The organism is Virgibacillus kekensis (assembly GCF_042654125.1).
In the GTDB taxonomy this organism is placed as follows: Bacteria; Bacillota; Bacilli; order Bacillales; family Amphibacillaceae; genus Lentibacillus; species Lentibacillus kekensis.
The window spans coordinates 858,020-875,628 of sequence record NZ_JBHSFU010000004.1 but is presented as its reverse complement, the minus strand read 5'-3'; the positions used below and the strand labels follow the sequence as shown (position 1 = coordinate 875,628).

At 43.7% G+C, this 17,609-nt stretch carries 10 protein-coding genes; 6 read left to right on the top strand and 4 right to left on the bottom strand.

The features are described from left to right. Positions 1-91: 91 nt before the first annotated feature. Positions 92-1,093: an LLM class flavin-dependent oxidoreductase gene (locus ACFO3D_RS08400; RefSeq protein WP_390294743.1), complete on the bottom strand. Its 1,002-nt coding sequence runs from the start codon at positions 1,091-1,093 to the stop codon at positions 92-94. A gap of 370 nt (positions 1,094-1,463) precedes the next feature. Between ACFO3D_RS08400 and gltB the strand changes: the two genes are divergently transcribed. The 4 genes from gltB to rlmN all read left to right on the top strand — a co-directional run bounded on the left by gltB (position 1,464) and on the right by rlmN (position 9,953). Continuing rightward, the gene (gene gltB / locus ACFO3D_RS08395; RefSeq protein ID WP_390294741.1) at positions 1,464-6,077 is read left to right on the top strand and encodes a glutamate synthase large subunit; all 4,614 of its coding nucleotides are present in this window, start codon (positions 1,464-1,466) and stop codon (positions 6,075-6,077) included. 66 nt (positions 6,078-6,143) lie between these two features. Beyond that, entirely contained in the window at positions 6,144-7,628 is a 1,485-nt protein-coding gene (locus ACFO3D_RS08390) for a glutamate synthase subunit beta (RefSeq protein WP_390294739.1), read from the top strand. Between the two features lie 294 nt (positions 7,629-7,922). Then, positions 7,923-8,801, top strand: coding sequence for a UTP--glucose-1-phosphate uridylyltransferase GalU (galU, locus tag ACFO3D_RS08385; RefSeq protein WP_390294737.1), 879 nt, complete (start codon positions 7,923-7,925; stop codon positions 8,799-8,801). Between the two features lie 84 nt (positions 8,802-8,885). After that, a complete protein-coding gene (gene rlmN / locus ACFO3D_RS08380) occupies positions 8,886-9,953 on the top strand; it encodes a dual-specificity RNA methyltransferase RlmN (RefSeq protein WP_390294734.1) in 1,068 nt (355 codons plus the stop codon). Between the two features lie 49 nt (positions 9,954-10,002). Here the strand turns inward: rlmN and ACFO3D_RS08375 are convergent, their stop codons facing one another. Continuing rightward, positions 10,003-10,914, bottom strand: a complete 912-nt coding sequence (locus tag ACFO3D_RS08375) for an EamA family transporter (protein WP_390294732.1) — start codon at positions 10,912-10,914, stop codon at positions 10,003-10,005. Between the two features lie 180 nt (positions 10,915-11,094). After that, a complete protein-coding gene (locus tag ACFO3D_RS08370) occupies positions 11,095-12,354 on the bottom strand; it encodes a GGDEF domain-containing protein (protein WP_390294730.1) in 1,260 nt (419 codons plus the stop codon). Between the two features lie 279 nt (positions 12,355-12,633). Here ACFO3D_RS08370 and ACFO3D_RS08365 point away from each other — a divergent pair, with 279 nt between their 5' ends. Next, positions 12,634-14,682: a catalase gene (locus tag ACFO3D_RS08365; protein WP_390294728.1), complete on the top strand. Its 2,049-nt coding sequence runs from the start codon at positions 12,634-12,636 to the stop codon at positions 14,680-14,682. 40 nt (positions 14,683-14,722) lie between these two features. Here the strand turns inward: ACFO3D_RS08365 and ACFO3D_RS08360 are convergent, their stop codons facing one another. Continuing rightward, a complete protein-coding gene (locus ACFO3D_RS08360; RefSeq protein ID WP_390294725.1) occupies positions 14,723-16,114 on the bottom strand; it encodes an alanine/glycine:cation symporter family protein in 1,392 nt (463 codons plus the stop codon). A gap of 311 nt (positions 16,115-16,425) precedes the next feature. Here ACFO3D_RS08360 and ACFO3D_RS08355 point away from each other — a divergent pair, with 311 nt between their 5' ends. Then, positions 16,426-17,601, top strand: a complete 1,176-nt coding sequence (locus ACFO3D_RS08355; RefSeq protein WP_390294723.1) for an Alp7A family actin-like protein — start codon at positions 16,426-16,428, stop codon at positions 17,599-17,601. The last annotated feature ends 8 nt before the right edge of the window (positions 17,602-17,609 follow it).

Sequence of the window (17,609 nt, the reverse complement as noted above, 5' to 3'; positions counted from 1 at the left end):
TAGCAGTTTATAGATTATACGAAGGCATCCTAACAAAAAAATCCGAACTATCTTTAATGATAGTCCGGATTATGCTCAAAGAAAGTTCGTATTATCGCATCAAATCTCCTACAATCTCATAGGAACGTATTCTTGCTTTCTGATCGTAAATCTGCGAGTTGATAATCATTTCATCTGCTTGTGTCTCTTCAAGGAATTGCTCCAGTCCTTTTTTAACAGTTTCTTTGCTTCCCACAATGGTGGAACGGGAATTAATGGATTGCTCCACTGCCGCTTTTTCCATTTCAGACCACACAGAATCGATATCCTCAATTGGCGGCTGTAGTTTGGTTGGCTGACCACGGCGGATACTAAGGAATTGTTGTTGCTGTGACGTTGCCAGATATTCTGCTTCTTCATCCGTATCAGCGGCTATTACATTTACCCCAACCATTGCATAGGGCTCATCCAGAACATCAGATGGCTGGAAGTTATCACGATACAAATTCAAGGCTGGAATGGTGTAATCCGGTGCAAAGTGGCTTGCAAAAGAAAAATGCAGTCCTTTCTTAGCGGCCAGCTGGGCACTGAATCCACTAGATCCAAGCAACCAGATTGGTATAGTGAGACCTTCCCCGGGTACTGACCTCACCCGAGCAGTTCCCTCGAAATATGCCTGCAATTCCTCCACTTGGAGCGGAAAGTCTTCCACATTCTGATTTAACGTGCGGCGAAGTGCATAGGAGGTCGCCTGATCACTTCCTGGAGCCCGGCCAAGCCCTAGGTCAATACGGCCGGGATACAATGATTCGAGCGTCCCGAATTGTTCGGCGATTACGAGGCTTGCATGGTTTGGAAGCATAACTCCGCCCGCACCTACGCGCATATGACTGGTTGCCCCCGCGATGTGCCCAATGATAACAGAGGTCGCGGAGCTCGCAATCCCCGGCATATTATGGTGTTCAGCCAGCCAGTAACGGTTAAATCCGAATTTCTCCACGTTTTGCGCGAGTTCCACACTGTTTTTAAATGACTCTGATGGATTACTCCCTTCCAGAACAGGAGCTAAGTCCAATACAGATAAGGGTATATTATTAAAGGTTTTTACCGACATATATTTCACTCCTTACTAAAAAATAATACGACGAGATGTTGCGCAAGTCCAATCATTAGCTTGTTAAATTTGAATGAAAATGGGTGCTTATTTTTCAATATAATCATCTTTATTTTACGATTTAACATAATTGTAATATTTTGTTAGGGGTAATTTGCTGTCTATCTTTATTAATCCTTTGTGTGCCATGTATTAAAAGCGTATAAACAATTATAAAAATCCAATCATGAAGGCGTTTACATATTGTAATTCTGAATACGGATGTATGAAAATAACTTATCTGAATTTTGAGTAAATCTGAAATTTATGCTATTATGGTAAAAAAACGATTTAAAAGTCCACATATTCTAATAGAAAAGGAGCTGGTGTGATGACACGAAACGGGTTCCCTGAAGCACAGGGATTGTATCATCCTGATCTCGAACATGAAGCATGCGGGATTGGCATGATTGCAAATATAAACGGAAATCAGACACACAACATAGTACAAAATGCGATTAACATTCTGTGTAACCTGGAGCACCGTGGTGGACAGTCGGCTGATACCAGTACAGGCGATGGTGCAGGAATACTTACACAGATACCACACCGGTTTTTCAAGAAGCAGTGTGAGAAGGAAGATATCATACTGCCAAATGAGGGCGAATATGGAATCGGCATGGTGTTTTTGCCACAGGACCGTGAAACACGTTTGGAGTGCAAAGAAGTAATTGAGCGGATCATACAGGAAGAAGGACAGAATTTCCTTGGCTGGCGACCTGTGCCGGTCAATGACTCATTTATCGGAAAAGTGGCAGCAAAAAGCAAGCCGTTTATCCGGCAGGTATTTATTGAGAAAGCGTCCGACCTGTCTGACCAGATGGCATTAGAACGGAAGCTTTATGTTATCCGAAAGCGAGTGGAGAAAGAGCTGGCTTCTTTACCGCAATATGAAGAAGTTTATGTGAGCAGTTTATCTTCCCGCACGATTGTCTATAAAGGAATGCTTATTCCTGAACAGCTTGATTCCTTCTATATTGATTTAAATCATCCGAATTTCAAATCCGCAGTAGCATTAGTACACTCTCGTTTCAGTACCAACACCTTCCCTAGCTGGAAAAGGTCACACCCGAACCGTTACACCATTCACAACGGTGAATTCAATACCCTTCGCGGAAATGTTAATTGGATGAAAGCGCGCGAACAGCTCCTGAATTCCAAACATTTCAGTGACGAGGACATGGAAAAAATAAAGCCGGTTATCGATGATGACGGCAGTGACTCATCCATTTTTGATAATACATTTGAATTCCTGCATCTTTCCGGCCGCTCTATGGCGCACACTGCCATGATGATGGTCCCGGAGCCATGGGCGAACGATGACACCATTAAGCAGGAGAAACGTGATTTTTATGAATACCATAGCACATTGATGGAGCCTTGGGATGGTCCTGCTGCATTTGTATTCACCGACGGCACTCAGATTGGTGCCAGTCTTGACCGGAACGGGTTGCGTCCTGCTCGTTATTACGTCACAAAAGACGGCATGATTGTACTTGGCTCGGAAGTAGGGGCCCTGGATATTTTTGCTGATGAAATTGTGTACAAGAGACGTCTGACACCAGGGAAGATGCTGCTTGTTGATTTGGAAAAGGGAATGATACTTCCTGACGAGCAAATCAAAATGCAAATTGCATCAGAGAAACCGTATAAAGAGTGGCTGAAGAACATCAAGGATTTGGAGGAACTTCCCGCAGCCGGGTTGGAGGAACCTGCATATAGGGATGATACCCTGGTAGCACAGCAAAAGGCTTTTGGCTATACCTACGAGGAACTGAATAAAATCATCAAACCGCTCGTCAGTGATGGAAAAGACCCAATTGGTTCCATGGGCTATGATTCACCGCTTGCTGTTCTGTCTAAAAAACCACAGCTTTTATATAACTATTTCAAGCAGTTGTTTGCACAGGTGACAAACCCACCGATTGATGCCATCCGTGAAAAAATCGTCACAATGGCACAGACTACGATCGGCCGGGAAGGGGACCTGGTGAACCCTGGTCCGGAAAGCTGCAACCATATACGACTGGAAACACCTCTATTGACGAATGCCGAGCTGGAAAAAATCAGATGGCAGCAGAAGCCGGATTTTAAAGCGAAGACACTTTCCATTCTATTTGACGCGAATGAGGGCAGTATGGAAGCCGCATTAGACCGGCTGTTTGCTGAAGCGGATGAGGCTATGAATGAGGACGCGACATTCCTTATTCTCTCCGACCGGGGGACGGATAAGGATAATGCTGCAATACCTGCATTACTTGCCGTATCTGGCCTTCATCATCATTTGATCAGGAAAGGTGTCAGGACAAAAGTGGGGCTTATTGTTGAATCTGGTGAGCCTCGGGAGGTCCATCACTTCGCTACATTGCTTGGGTATGGAGCGGGTGCAATTAACCCTTATCTTGCATTCGATACGATTAAAGCACTCGTTGAAAAAAATGAAATAACCGATGTATCCAGTGAACAGGCAATTGACCAGTATATTACCTCGGTCACTGACGGTATTATAAAAGTTCTATCAAAAATGGGCATCTCCACTATTCAGAGTTACCGTGGGGCGCAGATTTTTGAAGCTGTAGGAATTAAAAATGATGTTATCGATAAGTATTTCACCCGGACATCTTCACGATTGGGTGGCATCGGGCTTGACACAATAGAATTGGAAGTACTGATGCGCCATAAAGATGCATTCCGGGAAAATCGAGGTGGTAATCGTGCGCTTGAACCAGGTGATGAGTATCAGTACCGTGAAGATGGAGAAGACCATCAATACAATCCACGGACGATTCATATGCTTCAGCATGCATGCCGTACGGGCAGCTATGAATTGTTTAAGCAATACTCGGGGCTGCTGACAAATGAACGGAATAACCTGCAGTCATTACGCGGGTTGCTTAAATTTAAAAAACATACACCAGTGCCCATTGACGAGGTGGAATCTGTAGAATCAATTTGTGCAAGGTTCAAGACTGGTGCGATGTCATACGGGGCAATTAGTCAGGAAGCCCACGAGGCACTTGCGATTGCGATGAACCGGATTGGCGGTAAAAGTAACTCGGGTGAAGGCGGCGAGGCGCTTGATCGATTTACTCCTGACGCCAATGGGGATTCGAGACGGAGTTCCATTAAGCAGGTTGCATCCGGACGGTTTGGTGTAGACAGTCATTATCTTGTGAACGCGGATGAAATTCAAATTAAAGTCGCTCAGGGGGCAAAACCCGGTGAAGGTGGACATCTGCCTGGTAAAAAAGTATATCCGTGGATTGCCGAAGTGCGCGGATCCACTCCAGGTGTGGAACTGATTTCACCGCCGCCGCACCATGATATTTACTCGATTGAAGATCTTGCTGAACTGATCCATAACCTGAAAAACACGAATCCTGGAGCTCGGATTAGCGTTAAGCTTGTATCTGCGGTTGGTGTAGGAACCATTGCGGCAGGGGTTGCAAAAGGCCGTGCCGATCACTTGCTGATTAGTGGATATGACGGTGGAACAGGTGCTGCACCACGAACAAGTCTTAAGCATACTGGGCTTCCGTGGGAAATAGGGCTTGCCGAAACCCACCAGACCCTGCTTCTGAATGGACTCCGGGACCGGATAGCCGTTGAAGCGGATGGAAAAATGATGACAGGGGAAGATGTTGTACTGGCAACTCTTCTTGGTGCCGAGGAATATGGCTTTTCTACTGCACCACTTGTGGTACTTGGCTGTGTCATGATGCGGGTGTGTCATCTGGATACATGTCCGGTGGGAATTGCTACGCAGAATCCTGAGTTGAGAAAGAAATTCACCGGTGATGCGGATTATGTGGTGAACTTTATGCGGTTTATCGCACAGGAAGCGCGAGAATTAATGGCGGAGCTTGGGTTCAGAACAATCGATGAAATGGTTGGACGGACCGATGTGCTGGAGAAAAAAGAAGACATCGACCACTGGAAGGCAAGAGATATTGATCTTTCCGCGATCCTTTATCAGCCGGATTTACCGGCCAAAGTAGGTCGCTATAATACAATCAAGCAGGACCACGGAATCGAGAAGACACTGGATTACCAGGAACTGATACCTAACTGCATACAGGCAATTGAAAACAAGGAACCAATTGCATTTACAACCGCCATCCGGAATATAAACCGGGTAACCGGAACATTGCTTGGAAGTGAAATCACCCGCCGTTATGGGGTTGAAGGATTACCTGAAGATACGGTGAACCTGACACTTAAAGGATCAGCAGGACAGAGTTTCGGGGCATTTATTCCTCGTGGTATGACACTCCGTCTCGTAGGCGATGCCAATGATTTTGTTGGTAAAGGTCTTTCAGGTGGAAAAATAATCGTCCATCCAGACCCGGTGACAACGTTCCAGCCCGAAGAAAACATTATCATTGGCAATGTTGCTTTCTACGGGGCATCAGCTGGTGAAGCGTACATTCAAGGAATTGCCGGCGAGCGGTTCTGTGTCCGTAATAGTGGTGCCCATGTTGTTGTTGAGGGTGTTGGTGACCACGGCTGTGAATATATGACCGGTGGTAGAGTAGTGGTTCTTGGAACTACCGGACGCAATTTTGCAGCAGGTATGTCAGGCGGTATTGCCTATGTATTTGATGAAGGTGGCACATTCCGTGAACGGGTCAATCAGGAGCTTGTTTATATTCAGCAGTTTGCGGATCCTGCAGAAAAACTTGCGGTACGCCGAATGATTGAAAAGCATGTTAGATATACAGGAAGCATGCATGCCCAGCGCATACTTACTTACTGGGATAGATACGCCGACAGCTTTTTGCGCGTCGTACCAAAGTCTTATATTCAGGTTCAGGAGCGTATTCTTGAGTTGCTTAATAGCGGTATGAGTAAATATGAAGCTGAAATGCAAGCCTTTGAGGAAAGCAAAAAAGGCTTAATCGAGAAAAAGAAGGAGCGGCCAAAACTGGAAGCCGTCCTTGATTAATCATTGATTAATAGACGACAAGATACTGAACGTGAAATAGATTACTATCGTTAAAGGAGGGTTCTAATGGGAAAACAAACAGGATTTATGGAATATGACCGTCAGGCACGTAAAGAACGGAATCCTGCCACACGGATCAATGACTGGTCCGATTACACCGCACCATTAACGGAAGTAGAAATCCGGCAGCAGGGAGCCCGTTGTATGGACTGCGGGGTTCCTACTTGCCATACCGGGATGGAAATAAACGGTGTAACCAGCGGCTGCCCTGTTTATCACCTTATCCCTGAATGGAACAACCTCGTTTATGAGGGGAAATGGAAAGAAGCACTCGACCGGGCACACGTAATGAACAACTTTCCCGAATTCACCGGGATTGCCTGTCCAGCACCTTGTGAGGGTGCTTGTGTACTGGGGATTAATGAACCCCCTGTGGCAATTCGCACAGTGGAGCGGTCAATTATTGAGCGCGGATTTGAAGAAGGCTGGGTGATACCGGAACCGCCGGAAATACGTACTGGTAAACGTGTGGCAGTTGTAGGATCCGGTCCAGCTGGACTTGCGGCGGCTGCCCAGCTGAACAAAGCTGGACACCATGTTACAGTATTTGAAAAAAGTGACCGTGTCGGTGGGCTGTTGACATACGGTATTCCAGAAATGAAACTATCATATGATATCGTGAAACGCCGTGTGGATATTCTGGAACAGGAAGGAATAACGTTTATTACCAATACCGAGGTAGGCAGTGACATATCTGAATCTGAACTCGACTCCGAATTTGATGCCACTATTCTTTGCGGAGGTGCTGCGGTTCACCGTGATATCCAGGTGGAAGGAAGTAATCTAAAAGGTGTCCACCATGCAATGGACTTTTTGAGCGCCAATACAAAAAGCCTGCTTGATTCCAACCTGGAAGACGGAAACTATATCTCTGCTGCCGATAAAAATGTGATTGTCATTGGTGGAGGAGACACCGGAACAGACTGTCTTGCCACTGCTGTTCGGCATAATTGTAAAAGCCTTACCCAGTTTGATATCTATGATAAAAAAGGTGCTGAACGTGACCCGGATACCAATCCTTGGCCACAGTATCCAATCGTTCACCGGGTAGAATATGGCCATAAAGATGCAGCGGGCAAATTTGGAGAAGATCCACGTGCATACGCTGTTATGACCAAAAAATTCGTTGGGGATGAAGAGGGTAATATTAAAGAAGTTCATACCGTTAATGTCAAACTCCGTTATGAAAAAGGAAAAAAAATCCGGGAAGAAATTCCTGGCACAGAAAAAGTCTGGCCGGCTGACCTTGTGCTGATTGCAATTGGATTCACCGGACCGGAACAGAACCTTCTCGAACTGCTTGGTGTGGATCGCAGCCCTAATAGTACCGTGAACGCGGAATACGGCAAATATACGACCAATATTGATGGCGTATTCGCTGCTGGGGATATGCGTCGCGGCCAGAGTCTGATTGTCTGGGCGATTAACGAAGGAAGAGAAGCAGCACGTGAATGTGACCGCCATCTGATGGGCGAGACTATGCTGCCATAAAATGTTTATTGAAAAAAGTTCGGGGCTCGGAACCCGGGCTTTTTTTCGTAGAATCACAGAGACGCCCTGAAACGTGATTTGTGGTTATTAGGGGTGGAATATACTCCAAAGAACCGGAATTGTGCTTATTCGGGCCACTGATGTGCTTAATGGGCAAGGTATTGCTTAATCAAACTTATTTGTTCTTGGTTCACCTCTTATTTCCTTCCGCGTGACATTTCCATGGATATCAGTCCGGTGAATATAGTAGACTGAAAATAGAGTAATGCAACGTGTAAAGAGGTGCTGACGCGTATGAAAGTGAAAAAGGCTATTATTCCAGCAGCAGGGCTGGGTACAAGGTTTCTCCCTGCCACCAAGGCCATGCCTAAAGAAATGCTGCCAATCGTAGATAAACCGACCATACAGTATATTGTTGAAGAGGCTATTGAATCAGGGATTGAAGATATTATTATTGTGACGGGGAAGGGCAAACGTGCGATTGAGGACCACTTTGACAATTCGTTTGAACTGGAGCAGACGTTATTTAACAAAGGAAAATTTGAACTGCTTGGTGAGGTGCAAAAGTCTTCAGACCTGGTCGATATTCACTATATTCGGCAAAAAGAACCGAAAGGATTGGGACATGCTGTATGGTGTGCCCGTAAGTTCATCGGGAACGAACCATTTGCTGTTCTGCTTGGTGATGACATCGTCAGTTCAGAAATTCCGTGTCTCAGGCAACTGATAAACCAATATGAACGACGAGGTGCTTCCATTCTGGGTGTACAACCGGTGCCAACGGATAAGGTTTCCAGGTATGGGATCGTTGAAACGGCAGGAACAGAAAACGGCCTTTCGCGCGTACGCAATCTGGTGGAGAAACCGGTGACTGACGAAGCACCATCAAATTTGGCGATACTAGGTAGATATATTCTCAATCCCTTAATTTTTGATATTCTTGGAGATCAGGAGCCTGGAAGCGGGGGTGAAATTCAGCTAACCGATGCAATTGCCGAACTTACTAAACATGAACCAGTGTACGCGTACGAATTTGAAGGTAAAAGATTCGACGTTGGGGAAAAAATGGGGTTCATTAGAACGACTATTGAACTTGCACTTGAGCGGGACGAGTTGAAACAGGATTTACTTGATTATCTGGCTGAGATAGTCGACAGGGAGTTGACTAAGTAGGATATGGAAATAGACACCACGTTGCACAGTGTTCGCTAGTATAGTACAATGTAAGAATTGCAACACTTGAAATGAGGGTTTTGAATGAGTAAATTATCCATTTATGGAATGACATATGAACAATTGACAGATTGGCTGATCGACCACGGACAGAGACGGTTCCGTGCTGATCAGGTCTGGGATTGGCTTTATAAAAAGCGCGTTACCACTTTTGATGAAATGAAGAATGTTAACAAGGAAACGATTGAGCTTCTTGATGAGCATTTTGTTCTTCAGACACTGGAAGAGGAGATTAAACAAGAATCGTCTGACGGTACCATCAAGTACTTGTTCAAGCTTGCAGACGGTAATGTCATTGAGACGGTTCTGATGCGTTTTAATTATGGCCTGTCAGTTTGTGTAACAACACAGGTTGGCTGTAATATCGGCTGTACGTTCTGTGCCAGCGGTCTTCTCAAAAAAAGTCGTGACCTTTCCGGCGGTGAAATTGTTGAGCAGATTATGGGCGTGCAAAAACACCTTGATGAAAAAGGCGAAGGGGAGCGCGTCAGTCATATCGTAGTAATGGGCATTGGTGAACCATTCGATAACTTTGACAACTTAATGAGCTTCATTAATGTGGTAAACGATGACCGTGGCCTCAATATTGGTGCCCGTCACATCACTGTATCAACCAGTGGTCTTGCTCATAAGATCTACGACTGGGCTGATGCAGGAATGCAGGTTAACTTGGCAATTTCCATCCATGCGCCGAATAACGAATTGCGCTCACGGATTATGAAAATTAACAAAGCATTCCCGATTGAGAAGCTTATGGCTGCTGTTGATTACTACTTGGAGAAAGCTAACCGCCGTATTACCTACGAATATATTATGCTAAAAGACGTTAACGACCATAAGACAGAAGCAAAACAGCTTGCCAGACTACTAAAAGATAAACGGCATCTGAGTTACGTGAATCTGATTCCGTATAACTCAGTCGATGAGCATAACCAATATCAGCGAAGCGATACAGCAACCATTCAGGAATTCCACGAAACGCTGAAGGCAAATGGAATAAATTCCGGTGTTCGTTGGGAAAATGGTGCAGATATCGACGCTGCATGCGGTCAGCTGCGCAGTAAACAAATTAAGAAAAAGAACGCAGGCTAACGAAAATGCGCTTCCCAGGATAGGGAGCGCATTTTTTTGCTTTATAATGTTACAAACGAGGTAAATGTCGTTTTTTTCTAATAGGAAATGGCAGGCTTCTCCACTCATTCAGGATGATAGCCATAATGATTAGTATGGTTCCTGTCCATTGTCCTGTAGTGATTGTTTCGGACAGAATAATGCTTGCAGAAATAATGGCCACCGGCAGTTCTATTGAGCTCAGTATATTGGCGAGTCCGCCTGATATTAGGTGGGCCCCACTCGCAAACAGCAGCGTCGGCATAACAGCACCGAAGAAAGCAAGTCCGGCGGCGGTACTCCACAGATTAAGCTCAGTAACCGGAAGAGCAGGCATTTCTTTAGCGAATACCAGTAGAATCAGCAATGCCGATCCAGTGACCATCAGTGCACTCCGAAGCAGGGGGTCTGTTTTGATAGCTGTCTTACCGCTGAAATAGATGAAGCCAGCATACGAAAATGCAGAACAAATGCCGAGCAAGAAGCCTATTACAGAGAAATCCCCCGCATTGCCTGCTGTTATGTTGGACGCTATGATCACTCCGAAAATAATGAGAACAATAGCAAGATATGTTGCCCGTGTAGGTTTGTTTTTGCCTATCACCCAATCGAGTATAATCCCAATCCATACAAACTGAAATAACAGGATTATGGCCATGGATGCCGGCAGATAAATCATTGCCCCGTAATAGAAGATGCTAGTGAGACCCACGCACGAACCGGTCATAAAGATCTTTAGTACAGAGAGTGTATTCAAACTCTTAACAGAAGGTCGTCTGAATAAGATGATTCCCCATAACAGGGCGAGTGCCACCGTCATTTGGGCTATATTGATTTGTCCAAGTGTATAGCCGTATTGGTATCCCAATTTCACAAAAACTGGTGTAAATCCAAAGCTTGCCGCACCTATTAATACGAAAGTTATACCTTTTTTCCTGTTCATCATGGCTGCCTCCTTGTTACACGAAAAGCATATCATATATCGAGGTAGCGATGGATGGACTGGAGCTCGAAAAATGGTTTTCGCCTGATAATTAGACGGTATATTCACCGACGAGCTCCCAAACCACTGAACTCACCAAAAAAGACCCCGCATAAACGGGGTCTTTCATTAATTAAGTTCTTATTCGGAGTATCTTACCGACAATGGGAGATCGGTTATCCCATTTCTGACCGAGACGCAGTTTTTTCCGTCCTCCTTGGAATTCAGCAAGAGGTGATCGGCATTGACGTAAGCCTTCTCGATCGGGAGATATTCACTTGTTTTATAGTAATATAGTCCGAATGAAGCGGTATATGTTATGGAAATATACTGAGATTTAAATTCGGCGCTAACCGGACTGCACATAACGCTGTAACGCATTTTTTCCACAAGCTCCGAGCATTCTTCAAACGATTTATTGCGTAAAAAGATGGTAAACTCTTCTCCACCGGTACGGAACAGAAAGTCGTCTTCTTTCAAATGGCTTTTGAGATTATTAGCAAAGTGCTGAATGATCTTATCGCCAATGGCATGGTTATAGCTGTCGTTATATTGTTTGAATTTATCTATGTCTGCAACGATAATTCCAAGATATTCTCCAGATGTCCCTAACTCTTTCATTTTTTTATCCATAAATGCACGGTTATGGACACCGGTCATAAAGTCAGTGTATGCCATTTGTTCGAATTTATCTCGCTCCAATTTACTCTGTATGATTTGCGATTTGGATACAAATGACCTGCTGACCAAGTAATTCAGAATGAACAGAGCGACAAGCATTTCCCAGCGCTGTTCAATTAGAAGGATAAATAATAGTCCGTTCGAGAATGCTGATTTACCAAGGTCAACCCAACTTCTGCTTTTTACAAATTCAATCGCATCCTGGACATTTTTAATATCTCCCATAAAGGAGAACAGCACAATCAGGTACATATCCGATAATAGAGCTATTACACACATTAGCAAAATAATCAGCAACCAGAAACCAAACGGGATTGAATTAAACACAGGATACAGATTAAGATACAGGTAATAAGCAATGGAACCGTTAAGAACAAATGAACCGATATTATAAAAGGTATGCAGCAGTTCATCAGGGTCAGCAGTGTTGGTCACTCGTCTAATAAAATAAACCGTAAACCGGTAGAGAGATTCATATATAAAGAGACCAAGCGGACCAGCAAAAAGCCCGACTGAGAGACTATAAGATATACCATAGTCGATATTCGTGTTTCCCTTTTTAACGATCACACCAAGGTGGGAATAAAGCGTAGCAAATAGCCAGTATATACCAAGCGTTTTAAGATACAGGGTAGTATTTACATTTATGGACCCGGAGTACAAAGCAATACTGACTGATGCCAGAAACAATAAGCTGACAAAGATTCTGATCTGCAACATAAAGTACGCTCCCCCCCCTGGTTTTTCTATGTGTAATTGAGCAACTGTATTAGCTATTTTCAAGCTCAAGTGTCAAGCGACTCAGTCCAGTCAGCCGCCAAGTGGATGCTTGGGCTTTTGTTCCTAAATTGCAAGTAATTTTCTTAATCATACCATAACTTTACAAAAATGATAGAGAAAAATAGTAGGTTATTACCAGTTTTTTCTATCTAAAATTCGGGTAAATAATTACGTGGCTTCTACAATCCACAACTATCGATAGGGGAGGAGAACTATAATATGAGTGACCACCACTATAGTAACAGTAAGGACGAGCAGCTTGAACAATTTCGTTCGGATGATAAAGGTAAGAAGCTGACAACCAATCAGGGACTTCGAGTGTCAGAAGACGAGTTTTCCCTGAAGGCTGGTGAGCGTGGTCCAACGTTAATGGAAGACTTTCATTTCCGTGAGAAAATGACTCACTTCGACCATGAACGTATTCCTGAGCGGATTGTACATGCTCGTGGTGTCGGCGTTCATGGGGAATTTGAGGCATACGAATCCATGGAAGAATATACGAAAGCCGATTTCCTTTCCAAGAAGGGCAAGAAGACACCAGTGTTTGTTCGGTTTTCCACCGTGCAAGGTTCCCGTGGATCAGCTGATGTGCCACGTGATGCCCGCGGGTTTGCGACCAAGTTTTACACAGAAGAAGGAAATTACGATTTAGTAGGAAACAATATGCCTGTATTCTTTATTCAGGATGGAATAAAATTCCCGGACTTTGTCCATGCAGTAAAGCCAGAACCACATAATGATGTACCACAAGCCGCTACAGCGCATGATACATTTTGGGACTTTGTTGCCAACAATCAGGAATCAGCACATATGGTTATGTGGGCAATGTCCGATCGGGCAATCCCACGAAGTCTTCGGATGATGGAGGGTTTCGGTGTTCATACATTCCGATTTGTGAATGCAGAAGGTAAATCACATTTCGTTAAATTCCACTGGAAGCCTGTACTTGGTACCCATTCAGTAGTTTGGGATGAGGCGCAGAAATTGAACGGTAAAAATCCCGACTTCCATCGAGTTGATTTATATGAAGCAATTGAAAATGGCGACTATCCTGAATTTGAACTCGGTGTGCAAATAATCCCTGAAGAGGAGGAGTTCAGGTTCGATTTCGATATACTGGACCCTACAAAAATATGGCCGGAAGAAGATGTACCAGTAAAATTGATCGGCAAGATGACGCTTAACCGCAACGTTGATAACTTTTTTGCAGAGACCGAACAGGTAGCCTTCCACCCTGGACATGTGGTACCTGGCATCGATTTCTCTAATGATCCATTGCTGCAAGGAAGGCTGTTCTCCTATACGGATACCCAATTAATCCGTCTTGGCGGACCCAACTTCCATGAGTTGCCGATAAACCGTCCAGTATGTCCGTTCCATAATAATCAACGCGATGGGTATGGACGCCAAACAATAAACAAAGGTCAGGTAAGTTATCACAAAAACTCACTTGCTGATAATACTCCTGAGACATCTACACCTGAAGAAGGTGGCTATGTTCACTATCATGAAAAAGTGGACGGACGAAAAATACAGGCTCGAAGTGACAGCTTTAAAGACCACTTTTCACAAGCTACGCTTTTCTGGAACAGTATGAGTGATCCGGAGAAAGAACATATCAAACAGGCATTCAGTTTCGAGCTTACAAAAGTGGAAAGTGAGTCTGTCCGCCGCCAGGTAGTTGATATGTTTGCCAATGTCAGCATGGAGCTTGCACAGGCAATTTCCGCGAACCTTGGAATTGAACCTCCTGAGCAAGGCGGTTCCACTGTTACCAAGTCATCGCCAGCACTAAGTCAGGAAAATTCGCCGAAGAAGCCGGATACACGTAAAGTTGCAGTCCTGATTGCGGAAGGATTTGCGAAAAAGGAAGTAGAAGGAGTACTTGAAGGGCTTGAAAAAGCTGATGCAGATACGGATGTCATCGCAAAAACGCTTGGCAAGGTAAAATCCGACGATGGTGGTGAACTGGAAGTTGATGATACGTTTTACAGTGCAGAGTCTGTTCTGTATGATGCTGTATACGTTGTCGGAGGGAAGAATACTGACAGTAAGTTCAGAAAAGAAGCTGAGTACTTTGTAAACGAGGCATATAGTCATTACAAACCGATAGGTGCCACACATGAAGGTAAGGATCTTCTAACGGTTGATATGAAGGAAAGCTCAGGTGTAGTTGTATCAGAAGATATGAAGAACTTTGGCAAGGACTTTGTTAAAGCACTTGCTGCCCACCGTCACTGGGATCGAAAGTTTTATAGTTTTAATTAAAAGAGGCCTTCTCCATAAAGGGGAAGGCCTCTTTTGATCTCTATTGATCACTGAATAGTTTTACCGAGGGTTCGCCTTTGTTCTGGCGGTAAACACGGTGAATATAGTCTTCGGTAATCTGTTTGATTTCTTTACTGAGGAAAATCAGTGGTATAACGTTACAAAGCACCACAAAAGCTAGCATCAGGTCAAGAATCTTCCACATAAACTGAAGACCGCCAATTGCCCCGATATAAATTGAAATCAAATATACAAAACGCATGATTTTGGCGGTTTTTAAGTTAAATAAGTACTCTGCCTGTTTTTCTCCATAGAAGATAAGAATACCTATTGTCGTAACCACGAAAAATAATAGAAACAATGCCACAAACCAGCTGCCAAAAGTTTCTCCGTAGAAGCTTCCAAAAGCATTAGAGATCATAGTGGATGCATTGCTGGCACCGACTTCTTTCCAGGTCCCCGTCACAAGAACCGTTAGACCGGTAATGGTACATATAACGATTGTATCAACAAACACACTGAAAATTCCCCATAACCCCTGTTTTGAAGGGTGGTCAGTCTGTGCAGCAGAGTGAGCGATTGGTCCGGTTCCCATACCTGCCTCATTTGAGTATAACCCGCGTGCGATTCCCCAGCGAATGGCTTGGGCAATGCCGGCTCCTGCAAATCCACCTGCTGCTGATATCGGTGTGAATGCATGTGTGAAAATCAATGCAAAAACGTTGGGTAGTTCACTTACATTGGCCCCTATAACAATCAGGCCACCAAGTAAATAGAATCCGACCATAAACGGGACGAACTTATCGGTTACCCGTCCAATCCGTTTAATCCCTCCGAATACTACAATCGCGATGATAATTGCAATAGCTATTCCTGTCATCTCAACGGGCCAACCGAATGCACCTTCAACCTGTGTTGTGATTGAGTTTGCCTGAACCATAATACTTGGTGATATCTCCAGCATCAGGAGAAAGGCAAATAAAGCTGCAACTTTCTTCCACCCCAGTGCCTTTCGTATGTAATACTGGGGACCGCCTACCCATTCGCCTTCTTTATTTTTTTCCCTATATTTAATCCCAAGAGTAATTTCTGCATACTTTGTAGCCATTCCGATTAAAGCTACCAGCCACATCCAAAATAGTGCTCCAGGCCCTCCTAGTGCAATGGCTACTGGCACACCTACTATATTAGTTGCACCCGCTGTTGAAGCTAGAGCCGATGTAAACGCTTGGAACGGTGTTATTGTACCTTTAGCTTTATTCTTCTTAAAGATTTGTCCTATCGTATTTTTGAACACATGCCCGAAAAAACGGTACTGAAAAAATTTTAACCTGATCGTATAGAGAAGACCAGTAAAAATTAGGATTATCGATAATAGATAGGTCCATAAAAATCCTGATACATTACTTACAAGTGTTTCTATGAAGTTCATATAATCCATCCCTTAATCTGTGGTTTTCTATTTTCTTACCCGAAATCTATCATCCTAAATCTTTTTTATATGAGAAAAATAATTACTTTATTCAATGTATACAAATTTGAACACATGTATACACTGTGTACACAATATGTTTGCAAATTGGTGTGCTTGTAAACAAATATGTACACAAACTGATGTATCAACGCTTGCGTAAAAGAATACATGTACACAAAAAAGAATACGAATAAAGTCTGATTGCTATATACGGCCAAATATATTAGATTAATAGTGTAAGTCATTTTCACGAGAGGAGAAATGCCAGCATGACAAAATCAAGAATAGCAGCAGTCGATGTAGGAAATGATGCATTAAAAGCTAACTTTGGAAAAATGGAAAATGAATACTATATTCCTAATGTAATAGCCAGGGACATGGAAGATCGCCCGGTAATTGGGATAGAGGACTTAGATGAGAAGGATCCGATTGATAATCTGCATATTAAAGTGCACTCACCTGCCCTAGAAGAGAACAATGCGGTATACCGTGTTGGTAATCTGGCAACGAAGACAAACAATTCTACAGAACTTGATCCGGGAAGCAGCAAATCGGAAGAAGATCAAACACTTGTAATGCTGTTTGCTTCGATTGCACTTGATGCAGTAAACAGTAAAGCATTTAAGGCATCAAAGAACGATGTGATCGATGCTAATTACACATTAGGTACAGGACTTCCATTGCGTGAAGTAAAAGAAGGAAAAGATGTAGGATACCGCTCACAGTTACTCGGTTCCGTGCATCAGGTGGAGTTTCTTGTAACACCGCAGCACCAAGGGAAAAAAGTTAACATTAAGTTTGATGAAGTGAAAGTTTATCCAGAAGGTTTCGCAGCATATGTGAATCTGATAATGGATAATAATTTGAACATCATTAATAAGGAGCTCATAGATAAACAGATTCTTATTCAAGACATTGGTGGACTTTCTACTGATATAGCAGTTATCCGTAACCGCAATGTGGACGATGACAAAGCACAGGGATTCCATCTGGGCGTGGCTGAGTCTCTTGAGGAAATCAGGGAAGAAATCCGCACCAGACATGGGGTTGAACTTGATAGCCGCCGTGATGTCGTCGATATTATCACGCGGAAAAACGACCGTCATCATATTATGGTCAAAGGAAGCCGGACGAACGTACACGACATTACAGATCGTATTCTACTTGAACTTGCCAAAAAGGAATACCGTTACTTAAGAAATGTTTGGCAGCGCAACTCACAGTCCGAAATTTGTTACTTTGTCGGCGGTGGTTCTGCAGTACTTAAAGATTATCTGAAAGCCCTCAACAACAAACTCGATGGCTTTAATATTGAGTTTTTCGAGGACGAAAACGAGAGTATTTGGATGATGGCAAACGCTTATTATAAGTTGGTAACTGATTTTGTAAATAAAACCACTGCAAAGGAAACAAAGGAACAAGCTGCTGCAACTAAAGAAAAGTAGGGTGATAG

What these genes read in the sequence shown, in the direction of transcription:
- ACFO3D_RS08400 (WP_390294743.1), bottom strand. Translation starts at nt 1,093, where the DNA reads ATGTCGGTAAAAACCTTTAATAATATACCCTTATCTGTATTGGACTTA.
- gltB (WP_390294741.1), top strand. Translation starts at nt 1,464, where the DNA reads ATGACACGAAACGGGTTCCCTGAAGCACAGGGATTGTATCATCCTGAT.
- ACFO3D_RS08390 (WP_390294739.1), top strand. Translation starts at nt 6,144, where the DNA reads ATGGGAAAACAAACAGGATTTATGGAATATGACCGTCAGGCACGTAAA.
- galU (WP_390294737.1), top strand. Translation starts at nt 7,923, where the DNA reads ATGAAAGTGAAAAAGGCTATTATTCCAGCAGCAGGGCTGGGTACAAGG.
- rlmN (WP_390294734.1), top strand. Translation starts at nt 8,886, where the DNA reads ATGAGTAAATTATCCATTTATGGAATGACATATGAACAATTGACAGAT.
- ACFO3D_RS08375 (WP_390294732.1), bottom strand. Translation starts at nt 10,914, where the DNA reads ATGAACAGGAAAAAAGGTATAACTTTCGTATTAATAGGTGCGGCAAGC.
- ACFO3D_RS08370 (WP_390294730.1), bottom strand. Translation starts at nt 12,354, where the DNA reads ATGTTGCAGATCAGAATCTTTGTCAGCTTATTGTTTCTGGCATCAGTC.
- ACFO3D_RS08365 (WP_390294728.1), top strand. Translation starts at nt 12,634, where the DNA reads ATGAGTGACCACCACTATAGTAACAGTAAGGACGAGCAGCTTGAACAA.
- ACFO3D_RS08360 (WP_390294725.1), bottom strand. Translation starts at nt 16,114, where the DNA reads ATGAACTTCATAGAAACACTTGTAAGTAATGTATCAGGATTTTTATGG.
- ACFO3D_RS08355 (WP_390294723.1), top strand. Translation starts at nt 16,426, where the DNA reads ATGACAAAATCAAGAATAGCAGCAGTCGATGTAGGAAATGATGCATTA.